15 protein-coding genes are annotated in these 17,948 nt (G+C 71.4%); 7 read left to right on the forward strand and 8 right to left on the reverse strand.

Annotated features, from left to right (window positions below):
• The 4 genes from E1285_RS34135 to E1285_RS34150 form a co-directional block, all read left to right on the forward strand.
• A partial coding sequence (locus E1285_RS34135) for a DUF3375 family protein (protein WP_132158709.1) occupies positions 1 to 370 on the forward strand: 370 nt, incomplete at its 5' end.
• Positions 363 to 1,025, forward strand: coding sequence for a DUF4194 domain-containing protein (locus E1285_RS34140; protein ID WP_132158710.1), 663 nt, complete (start codon positions 363 to 365; stop codon positions 1,023 to 1,025). The genes E1285_RS34135 and E1285_RS34140, both read left to right, overlap by 8 nt.
• Positions 1,022 to 4,366, forward strand: coding sequence for an SbcC/MukB-like Walker B domain-containing protein (locus E1285_RS34145; protein ID WP_132158711.1), 3,345 nt, complete (start codon positions 1,022 to 1,024; stop codon positions 4,364 to 4,366). Before E1285_RS34140 ends, E1285_RS34145 begins: the two co-directional genes overlap by 4 nt.
• Positions 4,363 to 5,580 (forward strand): Wadjet anti-phage system protein JetD domain-containing protein, encoded by a 1,218-nt coding sequence (locus E1285_RS34150; RefSeq protein ID WP_132158712.1) that lies wholly within the window; start codon positions 4,363 to 4,365, stop codon positions 5,578 to 5,580. The genes E1285_RS34145 and E1285_RS34150 overlap by 4 nt, the downstream gene beginning before the upstream one ends.
• Positions 5,581 to 5,753: 173 nt before the next feature.
• On the opposite strand, the gene E1285_RS34155 is transcribed toward E1285_RS34150, so the two are convergent.
• Complete coding sequence (locus E1285_RS34155; RefSeq protein ID WP_165966869.1) at positions 5,754 to 6,956, reverse strand: helix-turn-helix transcriptional regulator; 1,203 nt, start codon at positions 6,954 to 6,956, stop codon at positions 5,754 to 5,756.
• Positions 6,957 to 7,127: 171 nt separating this feature from the next.
• Complete coding sequence (locus E1285_RS34160) at positions 7,128 to 7,712, reverse strand: hypothetical protein (protein ID WP_165966870.1); 585 nt, start codon at positions 7,710 to 7,712, stop codon at positions 7,128 to 7,130.
• Positions 7,713 to 7,821: 109 nt separating this feature from the next.
• On the opposite strand from E1285_RS34160, the gene E1285_RS34165 reads away from it, so the two are divergent.
• Complete coding sequence (locus E1285_RS34165; RefSeq protein ID WP_132158715.1) at positions 7,822 to 8,166, forward strand: hypothetical protein; 345 nt, start codon at positions 7,822 to 7,824, stop codon at positions 8,164 to 8,166.
• Between the two features lie 197 nt (positions 8,167 to 8,363).
• On the forward strand, positions 8,364 to 10,823 hold the full coding sequence (locus E1285_RS34170; protein WP_243723241.1) for an excinuclease ABC subunit UvrA: 2,460 nt from the start codon (positions 8,364 to 8,366) through the stop codon (positions 10,821 to 10,823).
• On the opposite strand, the gene E1285_RS34175 is transcribed toward E1285_RS34170, so the two are convergent.
• The 4 genes from E1285_RS34175 to E1285_RS34190 are packed head-to-tail and all read right to left on the reverse strand — an operon-like array spanning position 10,794 to position 14,638.
• A complete protein-coding gene (locus E1285_RS34175; protein ID WP_132158717.1) occupies positions 10,794 to 12,032 on the reverse strand; it encodes a sigma-70 family RNA polymerase sigma factor in 1,239 nt (412 codons plus the stop codon). The genes E1285_RS34170 and E1285_RS34175 overlap by 30 nt on opposite strands.
• Positions 12,033 to 12,036: 4 nt before the next feature.
• Positions 12,037 to 12,375: a YciI family protein gene (locus E1285_RS34180; RefSeq protein ID WP_165966871.1), complete on the reverse strand. Its 339-nt coding sequence runs from the start codon at positions 12,373 to 12,375 to the stop codon at positions 12,037 to 12,039.
• Positions 12,376 to 12,410: 35 nt separating this feature from the next.
• Complete coding sequence (locus E1285_RS34185) at positions 12,411 to 12,812, reverse strand: VOC family protein (protein ID WP_132158718.1); 402 nt, start codon at positions 12,810 to 12,812, stop codon at positions 12,411 to 12,413.
• Between the two features lie 29 nt (positions 12,813 to 12,841).
• On the reverse strand, positions 12,842 to 14,638 hold the full coding sequence (locus E1285_RS34190; protein WP_243723242.1) for an MFS transporter: 1,797 nt from the start codon (positions 14,636 to 14,638) through the stop codon (positions 12,842 to 12,844).
• A gap of 356 nt (positions 14,639 to 14,994) precedes the next feature.
• Between E1285_RS34190 and sigJ the strand changes: the two genes are divergently transcribed.
• The gene (sigJ, locus tag E1285_RS34200) at positions 14,995 to 15,897 is read left to right on the forward strand and encodes an RNA polymerase sigma factor SigJ (RefSeq protein ID WP_132158719.1); all 903 of its coding nucleotides are present in this window, start codon (positions 14,995 to 14,997) and stop codon (positions 15,895 to 15,897) included.
• A 100-nt stretch (positions 15,898 to 15,997) separates the two neighbouring features.
• On the opposite strand, the gene E1285_RS34205 is transcribed toward sigJ, so the two are convergent.
• Entirely contained in the window at positions 15,998 to 16,933 is a 936-nt protein-coding gene (locus tag E1285_RS34205) for a fumarylacetoacetate hydrolase family protein (protein WP_132158720.1), read from the reverse strand.
• Positions 16,934 to 16,935: 2 nt separating this feature from the next.
• Entirely contained in the window at positions 16,936 to 17,874 is a 939-nt protein-coding gene (locus E1285_RS34210) for a VOC family protein (protein ID WP_132158721.1), read from the reverse strand.
• Positions 17,875 to 17,948: the final 74 nt, after the last annotated feature.

Below are 17,948 nucleotides of genomic sequence, written 5' to 3' on the forward strand. Positions count from 1 at the left end.
CCAGCCGCCCACCCCACTGCAGGAATGGGACGAGGCGGAGGACGTGCCGTCCGCGGACACCCGGGCGTGGGGCGGCCCTCAGTACGCCGACCTGCGCGCGCATCTGGAGGCGTTCGCGGGCGACGCGGACGAGGTCGACGTCGCGGCCGTTTTCCGCGCGGCTGCCGAGCGGATACGGCGGCCGGTGGATCTGCTCGGCCTGCTGGAGATCGCGCATGACCTCGGGATGACCGGCACCGCCGAGGTCGCGGTGGTCGAGGCGGTCCGCCCGGACCGGACCCGGCGGCGGCTCGCGTTCGGCGGCGTGCGGGCGGCGAACCCGGAACCGCCCCGCGCCGCGGAGGAGACGGCGGGAAGCAACGATGAATGAGACGGACGTCGCGGACGAAGAATGGCCGGAGGCGGGCTTCATCGAGCCCGTCCCGATGGAGGACGACCCGGCCGAACTGTTCGCCGGCGACACCGGCACGCTGGACGTGGACGTCCGGCGCGTGCTGGTACGGCTGCTGCAACGCAGGTTCCTGCTGGCCGAGAAGCACTCGGCGCAGTGGCGCACGCTGCTGGAGAACCAGCAGATCATCGAGTCGCGGCTGCACGACCTGTTCGTCCGGCTCGTGGTCGATCACGAGCGGGGGATCGCCTACAAGCAGCAGGTGCGCTCGGCGGAACTGGAAGTGCCGATCCTGCTGAGGGACGACCCCTACAACCGGGCCGAGACCCTGGTACTGGTCCATTTGCGGACCGTCTTCCAGCGGGAGCGCAGCACCGGCGAGACGTCCGCCCGGGTCGACATCGAGGAACTGGAGCAGACCGTCCTCACCTACTTCGACCCGGACGACCACAACCTCGCCCGCGGCCAGCGCGAGATCCGCACCGCAGTGGAGCGGCTCGTCAAGGAAGGGCTGCTCACGGAGGAGTCCGCGGGCCGGTACCGCATCACGCCGCTGGTCGAGGTCGTGCTGAGCACCGAGAAGCTCACCGAACTGAACCAGTGGCTACGGGAGCAGAACGAGGCCGCCCCATGAGCATGATCGACACCTTGTTCGGTCTGATCCCGGCGGCATCGCGGGGCCAGCAGTGGGTGGCGCGGGACATGCAGCTGGTCAACTGGGGCGGCTACGACGGGTACCACCGCATCCGGTTCGCCCCCGGCGCGACGCTGTTCAGCGGCGGCTCCGGGTCGGGCAAGTCGACGCTGATGGACTCCTACATCGCGCTGCTGATGCCGCACACCACGCCGTTCAACGGGGCGTCCAACGGCGGGGTCGTCGGCAGGCCCCGGGGCAAGGACCAGCGCAACATCCTCTCCTACGCGCGCGGGAAGCTCGACGAGTCACGGTCGGACGGCGAGACGAGGCTGCGGGTGCTGCGCGGCGACGGCCGCGACACCTGGTCGGCCATCGCGATGACCTGGGCCGACCAGAGCGGCGCGATGTTCACCGCGCTCCGGGCCTGGTACGTGCCGTCGTCCGCGCGCGCCCTCGACGACGTCGTCGTGGTCCGCGCCGTCCGCGACGACGCCTACGACCTGCGCGAGCTGGACGGCCCCGCGGGCGGCAGGCTCGCCCGCGCCGCGGTCACCGCGACGGGCCTGACCTGCTTCGACACCGACCGGGACTTCACCGCGCGGCTGCACACCGCGCTGGGCATCGGTGCGGCCGGCGACGGGCACAAGGCGGTCGGGCTGCTCGGCCGGATCCAGGCCGGCCAGCAGATCACCACCGTCGACGCGCTGTACAAGACGATGGTCCTGGAGGAGCCGGCCACGCTGGCCACGGCGGACGACGTGGTGCAGCAGTTCGACGAGCTTTCCGGCACCCGGGAGCGGATGATCACCGCCCGCCGGCAGGTGCGGGCGCTGACCCCGATCCGCGACCACCGCGACGTCATCGACCGCGCGGTGACACGGCTGCGGTTGGTCGACGACGTCGGATCGTTCACCGACCCGGCGTCCCCGGCGGCGCTGTGGCGGTACGAACGCCGGCTCGAACTGCTGCGCGCGGCGGAGAAGGACCTGACCGGGCGGCGCGGCCGCGCCGAGCAGGAGGTGCAGGAGACGGCCGCGCTGATCAAGGCGGCGGACTCCCAGCGGGAGGCGCTGCTCGAAACCCTGCGTGCCTCCGGTGGCGACCGACTAGAGAACGCGCTGCGGGAGATCCGCAACGTGGAACGGCGGCTCGCCGAGGTAGAACGCGCCCGGGAGCGGCTGGACCGCGTCCTGGGCACCATCGATGCCACCGTCTCGACCGGCGAGGACTTCGCCGCGCTGGCCGACACGGCGCGCCGGGCATTGGACGACTCCCAGGCCAGGAAGGCCGCCCAGAACGAGTTCGCCAAGGCCGCCTCCGAAAGCACCGCCGCCGCTCGCGAGCTGGCCGAACTGCGCGCCGAGCACAAGGCGGTCAAGGCCCGCCGCAGCAACATCCCCACCGACCTGCACACCGCCCGCGACCGGCTGGCCGAGGCCGCCGGGCTCACCCCGGACGACCTGCCGTTCGTCGGTGAACTGATCGAGGTGCGCACGGAGTTCGAAACGTGGCGGGAGGCGTTCAACCTGGCGCTCGGCGGGTTCGCCACCCGCATGCTGATCGACATCGGCGGCCTGAACGCGTTCCGCGAGGCGATCAACACGGTGAAACTGCCCCGTCGCATCCAGTTCGAAGGCGTCCGCACCGGCATGCGTGACGAGGTGGGGCTGGACGACAAGACGCTCCCCGGCCGGCTCGACTACCGTCCGTCGCCGTTCACCGCCTGGCTCAAGAGCGAGCTCACGCGCGGGTTCGGGTTCGTCTGCGTCGAGACGCCCAAGCTGCTGGGGCAGCACTCCAAGGCGCTCACGATCACAGGCCAGATGTCGCAGGGCAGCCGAGGCGCGCACGGCGGTCACGGCCGTGCCAACCTGCTGGGATTCAGCAACACCAGGCTGCTCGCCGACCTCGACACCCGGATCGGCCACGCCCTTGAGCGCCATGATGACGCCGTCGCCCAGGCGGCGAAGGCGGAGCAGGCCCTCAACTCGTTCGAGGAGAGACGCACCGCCTACCGGACCGTGGCCGAACTGTCCTGGGACGAGGTGGACGTCGAGTCGGTCACCGCCGAGCGGAACCGCTGGCAGGACGTCATCAACGAGGTCCGCAAGGGCAACCCGGAGATCGACCGCCTGCAAGACGAGTCGGATGAGCTCAAGGACAAGATCACGAAGCTGACCGAGCGTATCGGCGGCCAGAAGCAGGAGGTCGAGCGGCTCCGCGGAGCATGGGAATCGACCGTCGACGAGGTGGACGGCGCCCAGCGGGCACTCGACACCGCCGCGGAGACCGGCACTGAGGTGAGCCGGGAACACAGCGAGTACCTGTCTGCGCTGTTCGACGACGCCCCGGACGGCACCGACCCCGCGACGGCGCTGGCGGAGTTCGACACCGCGCACCGGCGCGGCGTCGAGCGGATGCAGGCGGACCGGAAGGAGGCCGAGGAGGAGATCGCCCGGTCCCGCGAAGCGCTGCACCAGACGTTCTCGACGTTCGTCGAGCGCTGGCCGAACCCGAACCTCGGCACCGACCCGGACGCGTCCTACCGCGACTTCGACCGCCTGCTCACCGACCTGGAGACCAGCGGCCTGCACGAACTGGAGACCGAGTGGCGCGACAGCCTGCTCAAACTCTCCGGCAACGACCTGACCAGCCTGGACAGCGAACTCGCCGCCGCGGTCCGGGAGATCCGGGACCGGATCGACCCGGTCAACCGCATCCTCGCCGAACTGCCGTTCGCCGACGACGACCACCGCCTCCGCATCGACCCGCAGGAGAGCCACTCCGCGGTACGCGCCCGGTTCCGCAAGGAGCTGCGCGACGTGCGCGCCGCCATCGACAATTCGGCCACGGACGCCGACCGCGAGCGCGTCTACCACCGGATGGCCAAGGTCATCGACCACATCCGCCGCACCGCGCCCGACTTCGCCGACCTGATCGACGTGCGCAACCACGTCCGGATCAGCGCGGAGAAATGCGACCTCGATGGTGAGCACGTCGCCGTCTACGACCACATCGGCGAGAAATCCGGGGGCGAGTCGCAGGAACTCGTCGCGTTCATCGTCGGGGCCGCGCTGCGCTACCAGCTGGGCGACGCGGGCGCCGAACGGCCACGCTACGCCCCCGTCTTCCTCGACGAGGCGCTGATCAAGGCGGACGCGCACTTCACCGGCCGGGCCATCGGCGCATGGCGCGGGCTGGGCTTCCAGCTCATCGTCGGCGCCCCCAACGACAAGCACAGCGCGATCGAACCCCACGTGGACGCCGAATACGTGATCCTCAAGAACACCGAGGGCCGCTCCTGGGCGAAACCCATCGTGGCGGTTCCCGACGCATGACCTCCCACCTGGTCACCCCGCCCGAGGCGGTGGAGTCGCTCCGCCGCAAGGTCGACCAGAAGTGGGCGGACGCCGTGTGCGCCGACGCGGGAGCCCCGGTCACGTTCTCCGTCCCCCTCCGCCCCGGCGTGTCGACCGGTACCGCGGTTGCGCGGATCGGTTACTCCACCTGGCACGAGTGGCGGATGGACTGGCGGGATTTCGCCGACCGGCACCCCACAGGCGTGCAGATCATCCGCAAGCCGGTCTCGGTGCAAGGCGTGACCGCCGACTACCCGGCCACCCTCGTCGCTGATCTGGACGCCGCCGTCGCCCTGCTCTCCGAGACCGGGCCGACCGTGGACACCGTCCGCGCCCGTGCGCTCGCGTCGTCACTGCGCTCCACGGGCGCACTCCTCACCCCGGCCAACCTCCGGGCCGTCTACCGGCTCGGGACCGGCGACGCCGAGGTGCTGCTCAACGCGGTGGCCTGGCTGCGCCGGCACCCGGACGCGAGCGTATGGACCGCACGTCAGCTGCCCGTCCCGGGAATGCACACCAAGTGGCTCGACACCCACGGCACACTGCTGCGCGACGTCGCCGGACGCGACGTCCGGGATGAGGTCCGCCCCCGCCCCGCCGTGCAGCACTTGACCTACGTCGACCCTGAGCACCTGGCGTCGGGACGCCGCAGACATGACGCTTGGACGACCGGTGATACCCATGACATCGCCTACCGTCCCCGGATCGTCCTCGTCGTCGAGAACCGCGACTCCCGGCTGTGGTTCCCCCCAGTGCCCAACACGATCGTGGTCGAGGGCGGCGGCAAGGCGGCAGCGGCTCTCCTCGCGGACGTGCCCTGGATCCGCGGCGCGGACCACGTCGTCTACTGGGGAGACATAGACGCGGACGGATACGCGATCCTCGACCGGTTCCGCGCAGCCCTGGCCGAGCCAGCACCGGACGGCGCACCACCGAAGCGAGTTGTATCGATCCTGATGGACACCACTGCCCTGCACCGCTACGCCCAGCACGGTGTGAACCACGACAGGCACGGACACCCCATCAAGCCGTCCGACACGATCCTGCGGCACCTCACCGAAGCCGAGCGGACCGCCTACGGCACCATCGCGACCGGGGGGCGAGCCACCTTTCGCCGAATAGAACAGGAAGCAATCCCCCTACCCCACGCCGCAACCCGACTCCTGGCAGTCACCGCGAGCCCCCACCCGTGACCGGGCCATGCGTCTGTATCCGATCGGATACCTGGGGGTATGAGCAGCCGGCCCCGGTCATCCCCGAACACCACACCCAGCAGGTGGCCTGACGGACGGCCCGAGCGAGTAGAAAGCGCCTCGCGCTGTTCGGGCGGCGGAGGTGCGTGACTTCGCTTCCAACGCCGCGTGCGCTACCCGCCCCCGCCGCCGGAGGGCAGCGCCTGCCGCGCGGCGTGGATTTGCTCGCCGAACTCCGCGACGCGTCGTTCCCGTGGGAACCCCTGCTCCAGCCGCCCGTACAGCTCGGTCGCCCTCGGCAGTAGGTCACCTGACCGCCGCGCGGGTTGCAGCGCTGCCCGGCCATGCCGCACCGCGCGGTCCAGTTCGCCGCGACGGCCGGCGACCAGGCCGAGGTCGAGGTTCGCCATGGCGTACCGCATCGGCCACCGCACCGACCCGTCCGCATGGCGGCACCGCGCGATGACCTCGACCGCGTGTTCTTCAGCCGCGTCGTCCCGGCCGAGCATCGTGTAGATGGTCGAGCAGTAGAACTCGTACTTGCCGTGGTCGAACACGAAGTGGTGCTCGGGGTGGTCCGGGCGTGGGAGGCGGTCAAGGATCGCTCGGCCGGCCTTCAGCGTGTCAACGGCGCGGCGGTCACCCATGCGGGCGTAGCCGCGGCCGGCTTGGAGGGTGAGCTGGACGGCGGCGTTCGTCGCCCCGGCGTGCCGCAGTCCGGCCTCGCTGTAGGCCACGACGTCGTCGTAGTCGCGTTCGACGAGGGCGAACCATGCGGCGATCTCCCACGACCAGGCGAGGATCTCGCCGTGTCCGGCCTGCTCACCGAGGCGGCGGGCGGTGCGGCGGACGAGTTCGGCGCTGACCTTGTCGCCGGCGTCGAACAGTGTGCACGACAGCAGCACCGCCAGCCACCCGGCCCGCACCAGCAGTTCGCGGTGTTCGGTCAGGGACACGCGGCCGTCCAGGAGCCGCAGGACGTTGGTGAGGTAGGTCTTCCCCCGTTCGCTGAGGACTTCGGGGGCGACGGTCGGGTAGTCGCGGCTCAACCGGTCGACTATGCCATCGAGGAGGTCGAGGACGCCGTCGGGGAGGCGTGAGGTGCCCGCTCGCGCCGCCAGTTCGAACAGCTCGGCGTCCAGACCGCCGTCCAGCACGGGGGCGTGGGGTGTCCCCTGGAGCGTCGCCAGCCCGCCACCGGCGTCCAGAAGTTCGTCGAGCTTGGCGGCCATGTCGGCGGACGGATGCCGGTGGCCGTTGGCGACTTTGGACAGGTAGCCGGAGTCGCACGGGACTTGCTTGGCCAGCGCTCGCAAGCCGACCCCGCGCTCGGTCATGAGCCGCCGCATCTCGTCGCCGAAGGCCACTCGCCTCACCCGTTTCAGCCCGGTTGTGCCTGTTATGGGGTATTGCTTCCCCGCAGGGCGACAACGCAACGCTTCCACGCTAACCGCGGTGGGTGTCGGCTGGTGTACGGAAAGTGTCATTCGACGAAGGTGCTCGGACGTAGCGCCTTCGGCGGACGTACGCACCCGCACGCGTTGGGCTCAACGCAGGGATGCCGCCAGTCGCCTGACCCGGTCCGACCCGACGCACGCCGCAGTCTCCTCTAGCTCCCCGGCGACCCGCTCCGCTTCGGCGTGCTCGTCCGCCTGCATGTACGCACGGGCGAGGTGGTAGGTGAAGTCGCCAGCCCACTCCGACGACCGCATATCGGCGGGCAGCTTGCCCAGCCCGTCGCTGAGCTCGGTGGTGGCTCGCGCGTTGTAGACCGGGTGGTGCGGTCCCAGGTGCCGCCACGCCTGCCCGCGGTGCAGCTCATAGAACCCATCGACCTGGTAGTACAGCCACGGCGGTCTCTCCGCGTGCCGCTGGCGCGCCTGGTCGATGACGGCGTACCCGCGAGCCTCCTGCGCCGCGGCGATCGCGGCCTCCCCGGGGTAGAGGCGCTTGCCGCCCCGTCTTGCCGCCCTGCGCAGCCCCATCATGGTGCCGAGCTGCCCGCCGTCCCACGCGATCTGCGCCTTGAAGCCGAGGATTTCGGAGGTGAGGTTGACGTCGTCGGTTTCGATGGCGTGCTGTAGCGCGCGGTCGAGCATCGCCGACGCCTCGTCCATCCGCCCCACGCTCATGCACAGCCAGCCGTAGAACTGCGTCCACTGGCCGGCGACGTCGACGACGTCCGCGCGGACCGAGCCGCGGACGTCGCCGACCGTCCGGTCTGATCGTGTGGCGGACGGCTTGAACGCGGCCGATCACCTCAACGGGCTGGTCGAAAGGCTCGTGGCAGCCGGATGGGTGGTCCGGTGCCGGTACGACCAGGGTCCGGTGCGGCTGCACGTGACCGCGCCGGACCGTCCGGGCATCGGTGAGAGCGTCCGCGTCAAGGCCGGTGTGGGCGGGGTGCCGTGGTTCATCGACTCGACTGGCGACCCCGTCCGGCCGTGCCATGACCTTGCCGGTACCGTCGCCGAGCTTGGGGCGCGGCTGGATCCCGTCGTTATGGCGACGGCCCTCGCCGCCGCGATCGAGGAGCCGCAGCCGCGGTTGGTCGCCCGGCTCCGCGCGCTGGCGCGGCGAAGATAGGCCGGGAGTGCTGCGGCATTGGCACAGGAGCGGCCGGGCTTGGCCGGGGTGGGGTGGAAGGTGCGCGGGTGAGTGATGTTGATCGGTGTGCGGGTATGGAGCGTCCGATTCGGAGCACTCGCTGAATATCGCCTGGGAGGAACGTGCGGCGGATGAGTTCTGCTCAGCCTGACCTTCTCAGGGTGCGGGGTGCGCGAGTGCACAATCTGCGCGGCATCGATGTCGACATCCCGTTGCGGTCCCTGGTCGGGATCGCCGGTGTGTCCGGCTCCGGGAAATCCTCGCTCGCCTTGGGCGTGCTTTACGCCGAGGGGTCTCGCCGATACATCGAGGCGCTGTCGACCTACACCCGCCGCCGGATGGCGCAGGCGCCGCGGGCGGCCGTGGACTCCGTGGAGCATGTCCCCGCCGCGCTCGCGCTGCGGCAGCGGCCCGGTGTCCCCGGCGTACGGTCCACCTTCGGTACCTCCAGTGAACTGGTGAACGTGCTGCGGCTGATGTTCTCGCGCCTGGCCTCCCACGTCTGCCCCAACGGCCATCACGTCCCCCCGACGATCGACGTGGCGGCCGAGGTCGCGTTCGCCTGTCCCGTATGCGGCGAGCAGGTGCGGCCGCCGGGGGCGGAAGACCTGTCGTTCAACTCCACCGGCGCCTGCCCCCGCTGCCAGGGCATCGGCGTGGTGCGCACGGTGGACGACGCGACGCTCGTCCCGGACCCGTCCAAGACCCTGGAGGGCGGCGCGGTCGTCCCCTGGCGGATGTTCGGGTTCAATGTCCAGCCCGACATCGCCCGCGAGTTCGGTGTGCGCACCGATGTGCCCTGGAGCGAGCTGACCGACGGCGAGCGGGAGATCGTGCTGGACGGGCCGGAGGAGAAGAAGCACATCACCGTCACCAGCAAGAAGGGGGTCCACGACCTCGACTTCACCTTCCGCAACGCGCGGCTGACGGTGACCGAGGAGCTGAAGCGGGCCGACAACGACAAACGGCTGGCCAGGGTCAGCCGCTTCCTGAGCGAAGGCACCTGCCCGGACTGCCAGGGCAGCCGCCTCAGCCCCGCCGCGCGGGCACCCCGGATCGGTGAACGGAACCTGGCCGAGGTCACCGCGATGACCCTGGACGAAGTGCTGGCGTGGGCACCCGGCGTCGCGGCCGCCCTCCCCGCCGACATGCGGGCCATGGCCCGGTCGCTGGCCGACACCCTGGTCGAGATGGGGCGGCGCCTCATCGAACTCGGCCTCGGATATCTCACGCTGGACCGGGCCGGGGCCACACTGTCCACCGGCGAACGGCAACGCGCGCAGCTCGCGCGGGCAGTTCGCAACCGCACCACCGGTGTCCTCTACGTCCTCGACGAGCCGTCGATCGGTCTGCACCCGGCCAACGTCGACGGCCTGCTCGGTGTGATGGGCGACCTGCTGGCCGATGGCAACTCGGTCGTCTTCGTCGACCACGACGTGCAGATCCTGCGCCGGGCGGACTGGCTGATCGAGATCGGCCCCGGCTCGGGTGCCGAAGGCGGCACCGTCATCGCCGAGGGCGGCCCCGACGCCCTCGCCGACGCGCCCCGCTCCCTGCTCGCCGGGTTCCTCACGGGGGACGAGCCGGTGATCGTCCGTGCCTGCGCCGAGCCGGACACCGTGTTCGACGACGGAGCGGTCCACCTCGAAACCGGCGCCATCCACACCGTCCACCCCCTGAAGGTCGACATTCCGCTCGGGCGGCTGACCGCGGTCACCGGCGTCTCCGGATCGGGCAAGACCACCCTCGTCCTGGAATGCCTCGTCCCGGCCCTCCAGGCACGGATGTCGATGCCGGATCACGTGCGCGACCTGCAAGCGCCGGACGGCATCAAGGTCCACGTCGTGGACGCGACCCCCATCGGCATCAACGTCCGCTCCACCGTGGCCACCTACTCCGGCGTCATGGACGAGCTGCGCAAGGCCTACGCCGCGACCCCGGATGCCCGCCGCGACGGGTTGACGGCCTCCGATTTCTCCTACAACACCGGCTCGCTGGCCTGTCCCCGCTGCGAAGGCACCGGCGAAGTGTCCCTCGACGTCCAGTTCCTCCCCGACGTGGACATCGTCTGCCCCGCCTGCGACGGAAGCCGCTTCGCACCCCGCGCGGACGCCTATCCGCGCGACGGCATACCGCTGCCCGCCCTGCTCCGATGCACCGTCCGCGAAGCCCTCACCGCCACAACCGACCTGCGGAGGGTGCACAAGCGCCTGACCGCCCTGGACGAGCTGGGGCTCGGCTACCTCACCCTCGGTGAGGCCACCCCGGCGCTCTCCGGCGGCGAGGCCCAGCGTCTGAAGCTGGTGAGCCAGATGCACCGGGACCAGACCGACGCAGTGTTCGTGCTCGACGAACCGAGCGTGGGCCTGCACCCGCTGGACGTGCGCACGCTCCTGGACGTCCTGCAACGGCTGGCGGACCGCGGCGCCACCGTCATCGTGATCGAACACGACCTCGACCTGATCGCCAACGCCGACCACATGATCGACCTCGGCCCCGGTGGGGGCGAGGAGGGCGGCAGGATCATCGCCACCGGGCCCCCGAGTTGGGTCGCCCGGGACCCCGCGTCCATCACGGGCCACTACCTCGCCCGGCATCTGCGTGGGTCAATCGTTGTCGAGGCGACGGTGGAGTAGGGCCTGCTGGGCGGGATTGGTGGAGATGTCCAGGGCCTTCTGGTCGGCGGCGTGGGCGTCCTCAGGCCGGCCGAGCGCGCGGAGGAGTTCGGCTCGGGTGGCGTGGTAAGGCGGGTAGCGCTCAAGGGTTTCGAGGTCGGCGGCAGGGAGGGCGTCCAGGTCGGCCAGTGCGTTGCGGGCGCCGCCGCGGGCGCCGGGATGGTGGTGCAGCGCGATGGCGCGCTGGAGCCGGTGCACGGGACCGGGCGACATGGCCAGCAGCATGTCGTACAGCACGACGATCTGCGGCCAGTCGGTCTCGGCCCAGGTCGGCGCCTCGGCGTGACAGGCGACGATGGCGGCCTGCAGCTGGTACGGGCCGGGACGGCGCAGCGCCGCGGCGCGTTCGAGGAGCTGGGTCGCCTCGGTGATGGCGCCGTGGTCCCACAGGTCGCGGTCCTGGCCGCTCAGCAGTATCAGGCCGCCGCCGGTGTCGAAGCGGGCCGGGGCCCGCGCCCGATGCAGGCGGATCAGGGCGAGCAGTCCGAGGATCTCGGGCCGGCGGGGCATCAGCCACGCGAGCTGGGCGGTGAGCCATTCGGCGTCGTCCACGAGGTCGGGCGCGTGCGGGCGCTCGCCGGCGCTGGACAGGTAGCCCTCGTTGAACAGCAGGTAGATGACCGCCAGGACCTCGTCCAGCCGGTCGGGGAGGTCGGCGTCCGAGGGGACGCGGTAGGGGATGCCCGCGTTGGTGATCTTGCGTTTCGCGCGGGTGATGCGCTGCGACACCGTCGGCTCGGGGACCAGGAACGCCGCGGCGATCTGCGCGGTGGTGAGCCCGCACACCGCCCGCAGGGTGAGCGCGATCTGCGCGGCTCGCGGCAGCGCTGGATGGCAGCAGGTGAACAGCAGTTTCAGCCGGTCGTCGGGTTCGGGCGGCACCGGCTGGCGCAGTTGTGCCAGCTTCTCGCGCTGGACGGCCCGCCGGCGCAGGACGTCGATGCCGCGGCGGCGGGCGGTGGTGAGCAGCCAGGCGTCGGGGTGGTCGGGGATGCCCTCGGCCGGCCAGCGCCGCAGCGCGGTCTCGATCGCGTCCTGGACGACGTCCTCGGCGGCGGCGAAGTCGTCCAGGACGCGCACCAGGCACGCCGTGAGCCGGCCCGCGTGCTCGCGCACAGTCCGGGCCAGCTCGGCGTGCACCCGCGGATCCGGATGGTCGGAGGTGGGCATCCGGTCAGGTGATCGGGCGGATCTCGACGATCGGGCAGCCCGGCCAGGACCGGGCCACGGCCATCGCCTCGTCCAGGTCGGCGACTTCGATCTCGGCGTAGCCGGACACGACCTCTTTGCCCTCCACGAACGGCCCGTCGGTGACGAGCGCGTCCCCGCCGGTCAGCCGCATGGTGGTGGCGGTCTCGGCGGGCTGCAGGTGCGCGTGGTGGGTGATCCTGGCGGCGTGCTCGGTGAACCAGCGCCCGGCCTCCTCGAACGCCGCCTGCCGCTTGTCCTCGCTCATCGCCTCCAACTCGCGGGCGAACTCCTCGGTCTCGACGAACATCAGCACGTACTTCACGTGCCCTCCTTCCCCAGAGGTCGTGCCGTTGACGGCTACTCGGCCGGCAGCGGGCAGTACAGGTCGATGCCGTTGCCGTCGGGGTCCAGGACGGTCGCGTTCCGCATGCCCCAGAAGGCGTCCCACGGTTCCTGGACGCCGGCGTACCCCGCGTCCACCAGCTCGGCGAACTTGGCGTCGACGGCGCCGGGCTCGGGGAACCGGAAGGACAGGAAGGTGCGCGGATCGCCGGTCGGGCGGGTCCATCCCCCGGTCTGGGCGGAGCCGCGGAACTTCTCGGTGTCCAGCATCAGGTGCAGCCCGCTGGGCAGGTCGCACCCGGCGTGGTCGGGGTAGGTCTCGTCGACGGTGAACGCCAGCCCGAGCCGTGCGTAGAAGGCGATCGCGGCCTGGACGTCGGACACAACGATGTCGATGGTGTCGAGAGACGGGGTCATCGCCCGCTCCTTTCCTCGTGATCGGGTCATCATCTCCAAGACGAACGGAAGATCCGCCGATCCGACATCCTCGGCGACGATTTCGCGGATGGTTCTGTGTCCTGGTTCACCGGGTGCGACCGCACGAGCATGAGGGCGGCGAGGAGGGCGGCCAGGTAGAACGCGGCTGCGCCGAGCAAGCCGGCGGTGTAGCCGTTGGTGAGCGCGTCCGGCAGGGCGGTGCCGGCCGGCCGGTCTTCGGTGACGTTGAGGGCGACGGTGGCCAGGACCGCCAGGCCCAGGGCGCCGCCGACCTGCTGGCTGGTGTTGATGAGTCCGGACGCGATGCCGGAGTCCTTGGGGGCGACGCCCTGCACTCCGCCGATCGTGGCAGCGACGAAGCCGATGCCCAGGCCGATGCCGCCGGCGAGCTGGGCGGGCAGCAGGACGTACAGGGCGTTCTGGTCCGGGGTGAGCAGGCTGAACCAGACCGACGCGACGGCGGCCACCGCCATGCCGAACGCCAGAACGGTGCGGGCGGAGACGCGGGCCTGGAGTCGAGGCCCGATCACGCCGGAGCCGATGCCGATGCCGATGGCGAACGGCAGGTAGGCCAGCCCCGTGATCATCGGCGAGTACTCCTTGATCGCCTGCATGTAGAGGGTGAGGAAGTAGAAGGTGGCGAGCTGGCCCGCGCCCATGAGCAGCATGACCAGGTTGGCGCCGGCCCGGCTGCGGTCGGCCAGCACCCCGGCCGGCAGCATCGGGGTGCGGACGCCGCGCTGGATGAGGACGAAGGCGATGGCCAGCACGATGGCGGTGGCGCCGAAGGCGAGGGTGCGGCCGTCGCCGAGGCCGTCGGACCCCGCGCGGTTGATCGCGTAGACCAGGGAGCCGAGCGAGAGCGTCACGGTGATGGCGCCGGGCAGGTCGATGCCGCCGCGCTCGCGGGTGCCGGGGACGAGCGCGAGCGTGCCGGCGAGGACCAGCAGGGCGATGGGGATGTTGATGAACATGATCCATCGCCAGTTCAGGTACTCGGTGAGCGCGCCGCCGAGCAGCAGGCCGACCACGGAGCCGAGGCCGCCCATCGCCCCGTACACGCCGAGTGCCCTGTTGCGTTCGGGTCCGGCGGGGAAGGTGTCGGCGAGCAGGGACAGCGCGGCCGGCGCGATGATCGCGCCGCCCACGCCCTGGAGCACCCGGGCGGCGATCAGCGTGCCGCCGTCCTGGGCCGCGCCGCCCAGCAGGGACGCGAGGATGAACACCACCAGCCCGGCTCGGAACAGTCTGCGGCGGCCGAACACGTCACCGGCTCGGCCTCCGGCCAGCAGCATGCCGCCGAAGGCCAGCGCGTAGGCGGTGAGCAGCCAGTCCAGGTCGGCCTCGGCGATGTCCAGCCCGGCCCCGATGACGGGCAGGCCGACGGTCACGATGGTGCCGTCCATCACGATCAGCAGTTGCGCGGCGGCGATGACCAGCAGCGCCAGGCCGGTCTTCCCGCCGGAACGGGTCTCTTGCTTCGTCGAGGACATGTGAGGTCTCCTCAGGGAGCCGTGGCCGTGCGGTGGACCGCGGCGGCGAGCTGGTCGTGTTCGGGGTAGGACCAGGAGCTGGGCGAACTCGGCGGCGGTGCCGGGCTTCAGCAGCGGGGCCCAGCCGTCCAGGCCGCAGATCGCGGCCGTGTACATCCCGGCCAGGCCACGGGCGCTGCCCACGCCACCGGCCGATGCCTGGCCGAGCGCACGCACCCGCCGGGTGTGGGCGAAGGCCAACTGGTCCAGCGGCGGGGTGGAGTCGAGCCCGTAGGCGACCCCAGGAGGCTGTGCGGGCGCCGTGGGCCGCACCCGGCCGCCAGTACGGCCGCTGCCCGGCCAGCCGCCGGGCGATCACCTCGTCGTCGGCGAGTTCGGCGGCCGTGAGACCACCGTCCACACCGATCATTCCCGAACGGTGGGACAGGACGTCCCGCAAGGTGATCCGTTCCTTGCCCGCGGCGGCGAACTCCGCACGCACGGCCTCGACGCCGTCGGCCACGGTCCCGTGCACGTCGGTGTTGCTCATCGTCTGCTGCTCCGATCATCCGGTCGATGTATGCGGAGCCATGACGCACGGGCCTCGCCGGATGTGACCGGATCCGAACGGTCACATCCCGGACGCGCCGTTCGTCAGGGTGACGGTCACTTCATGAGGGAGGAACGTCATGGACGAACGGGACTTTCTCGCCCGGCGGTTCGAGGAGCACCGGACGCACCTGAGGGCGGTGGCCTACCGGATGCTCGGTTCGCTGGCCGACGCCGATGACGCCATCCAGGAGGCGTGGCTGCGGCTCGCGCGCTCGCAGGACGACGACATCGACAACCTCGGCGGCTGGCTGACCACGGTCGTCGGCCGGGTCTGCCTCGACATGCTGCGTTCCCGCCGGACGCGGGGCGAGCAACCGCTGGAGCCCCGCATGCCGGACCCGGTCGTCAGCGGCGACGGCGCCGATCCCGAGCGGGAGGCGCTGATCGCCGACTCGGTGGGGCTGGCGCTGCTGGTGGTGCTGGAGTCGCTGAGCCCGGCCGAACGGCTGGCGTTCGTCCTGCACGACACGTTCGGCCTGCCGTTCGAGGAGATCGCCCCGATCGTGGACCGCACCCCTGCGGCGGCCCGCAAGCTCGCCAGCCGCGCCCGGCAGCGCGTCCAGGGCTCGGCCCCCGAGCCGGACCCCGATCCGGTCGCGCAGCGCCGCGCGGTCGACGCGTTCCTCGCCGCCGCACGCGGCGGCGACTTCGACACCCTGGTAGCTCTCCTCGACCCCGACATCGTGCTGCGCGCCGACAGCGGGAAGGTGCTGCCCGGCGGCATGAGGGCCCTGTACGGCGCCGGGACGGTGGCCGGTCAGGCCGCCACCTTCCAGCGCATGGCCACCGCCGCGGCCGCCCGTCCCGCACTGGTCAACGGGACGGCCGGGCTCGTCAACACCATCGGCGGCGAACTCGTCTCGATCATGAGCTTCACCGTCGCCAACGGCAGGATCGTCGCGATCGACATCCTCTCCGACCCCGAACGACTGGCCGCCATCGACCTCACCGCCCTGGCCGCACAGGCGTGCAGCACGTAGTCGTCCAGGACGCGTCGCCGCTCAGGAAGTTGCAACGGGATGGCGGGCCGCTGCGAGGTCGTCGGTCAGGGACCCCACGAGGATCCCCCCGCGACGCGGTTCACGGACGCTCACGGGGGCGCGTGCGGGCGGGCGGCAGCGGTACGGGTGGTCGGCCCGGGACGATCGTGTTGGAGATCGTGCCGATGCCCGCGACGGTGAGGGTCACGGTGTCGCCGGGCCGGAGGGGCGGCGGGTCGTGGGCGCCGCGCAGGCCCCAGAGTTCGGCGAGGCAGCCGCCGTTGCCGCAGGTGCCGGAGCCGAGGACGTCGCCGGGCCGCAGGGCCGCGCCCCGGGACGCGTACGCGACGAGTTCCTCGAACGGCCAGCCCATGTTGGACAGCAGGTCGCGCCCGACGACCTCGCCGTTGACCTCGGCGGTGAGGGCGAGGCGCAGGAATCCGTCGGCGTCGCGGTGGGGCTCCAGTTCGTCGGCGGTGACGAGCCACGGGCCGAGGGTGGTGGCGAAGTCCTTGCCCTTGCAGGGGCCGAGTCCGACCCGCATCTCGCGTGACTGCAGGTCGCGTGCCGACCAGTCATTGAAGATCGTGTAGCCGAGGATGTGGTCGCGGGCCTGCTCGGGGGTGAGGTCGGCGCCCGCGCGCCCGATGACGGCGGCGACCTCCAGCTCGAAGTCCAGTGCCGACGAGCCGGGCGGGACGGGGACGTCGTCGTGGGCGCCGACCATGGCGTGCGGGTTGGAGAAGTAGAACGCCGGCGCCTCGTACCAGGCGTCCGGCACGCCGGACTCCCCGGACACGCTGCGGCGGACGCCCTCCACGTGCTCCTCGAAGGAGACGAAGTCGCGGACGGACGGCGGCTCGACCGGCGGCAGCAGCCGGACGTCCGCCAGCGGCACCCCCGCCGCCGTGCCGGGCAGCGAGCCGGAGAGCAGTGCCGGGAGCAGGTCGGTGCCGGGCGGGAACGGCAGCAGCAGGTCGCCTTCGACGATGCCGCAGCGGCGGAGGCCCTGGTGTTCGCAGGTGGCGAGTCGCATGGTCAGACCGGCGGGGCGACGAAGACGCCGCGGTCGGGGTCGTTGAACGACTCCTTGGCGACGAGTTCGTTCATCGGGTTGGCGGTGCCCCACTGGTCGGTGACGTCGGGGTCGGAGAAGTCGTACAGGTGCGGGTGCCAGGCGTCCTCGTCGAGGGTTTCCAGCTCGGTCGTGTACTCGACGGTGTTGCCGTGCGGGTCGAGGAAGTAGGAGAAGGTGTTGTCGCCCGCCTTGTGGCGTCCGGGGCCCCAGATCATGCGGACTCCGGCGCGCAGCAGGCGGCCCGTCCCGTACATGTACTCGTCGATGCCGCGCATCTCGAACGAGATGTGGTGCAGGGACGTGTGCGGCCCCTTCGCGATCGCCAGGCTGTGGTGCTGCGGGTTGCAGCGCATGAAGTGCATGACCTTGCCCATGTGCGGGGACGTCAGCGTGTCGGACAGCGCGAAGTCCAGGTGGCGTTCGTACCACGCGCGCGTGGCGTCGAGGTCGGGGGCGTTGAGGACGACGTGGGACAGCCGCACCGGGACCGCCTCCCGGGCGTCGATCCTGCGGTGCGGGCGGACGGCGACGTCCGCCGACACCTCGACCGTCCGGCCGTCGATGTCGAAGAACCGGAACCCGTACCCGCCGCCGGGCGTGGCCAGGTTCCCCGGCTCGCCGAGCAGCCGGACGCCCGCGGATCCGAGCCGGCCGGCGAGGGCGTCCACGTCGGCGGGGGAGCCCGCCCCGAACGAGATGAGGTCGAGGCGCTTCTCCTCGGCCTTCCTGAGCCGGACGATGTACTGCTCGGGCGACCCTTCGGCGGCCAGGAACGAGACGCCGGTGTCGGCGGCGACCTCGGTGAGCCCCCAGACGCCGGTGTAGAACTCGTGCTGCTTGTCGTAGTCGGGCACGGCGAGGTCCACGTGCCGCAGATGGGTGACGAGGCGGTCGGGCATGGCGGGTCAGTCCTTGAGGTCGAAGAGGGCGGTGGCGTTGGCTCCGCGGACGGAGTCCAGGTCAGGGCCGGGCG

This window comes from Actinomadura sp. 7K507, from assembly GCF_004348425.1.
In the GTDB taxonomy this organism is placed as follows: Bacteria; Actinomycetota; Actinomycetes; order Streptosporangiales; family Streptosporangiaceae; genus Spirillospora.

Bases quoted from the DNA above. Each gene is read 5' to 3' on its own strand.
- E1285_RS34140 (WP_132158710.1), top strand. From the start codon at position 363: ATGAATGAGACGGACGTCGCGGACGAAGAATGGCCGGAGGCGGGCTTC.
- E1285_RS34145 (WP_132158711.1), top strand. From the start codon at position 1,022: ATGAGCATGATCGACACCTTGTTCGGTCTGATCCCGGCGGCATCGCGG.
- E1285_RS34150 (WP_132158712.1), top strand. From the start codon at position 4,363: ATGACCTCCCACCTGGTCACCCCGCCCGAGGCGGTGGAGTCGCTCCGC.
- E1285_RS34160 (WP_165966870.1), bottom strand. From the start codon at position 7,712: ATGAGCGTGGGGCGGATGGACGAGGCGTCGGCGATGCTCGACCGCGCG.
- E1285_RS34175 (WP_132158717.1), bottom strand. From the start codon at position 12,032: ATGCCCACCTCCGACCATCCGGATCCGCGGGTGCACGCCGAGCTGGCC.
- E1285_RS34185 (WP_132158718.1), bottom strand. From the start codon at position 12,812: ATGACCCCGTCTCTCGACACCATCGACATCGTTGTGTCCGACGTCCAG.
- sigJ (WP_132158719.1), top strand. From the start codon at position 14,995: ATGGACGAACGGGACTTTCTCGCCCGGCGGTTCGAGGAGCACCGGACG.
- E1285_RS34205 (WP_132158720.1), bottom strand. From the start codon at position 16,933: ATGCGACTCGCCACCTGCGAACACCAGGGCCTCCGCCGCTGCGGCATC.
- E1285_RS34210 (WP_132158721.1), bottom strand. From the start codon at position 17,874: ATGCCCGACCGCCTCGTCACCCATCTGCGGCACGTGGACCTCGCCGTG.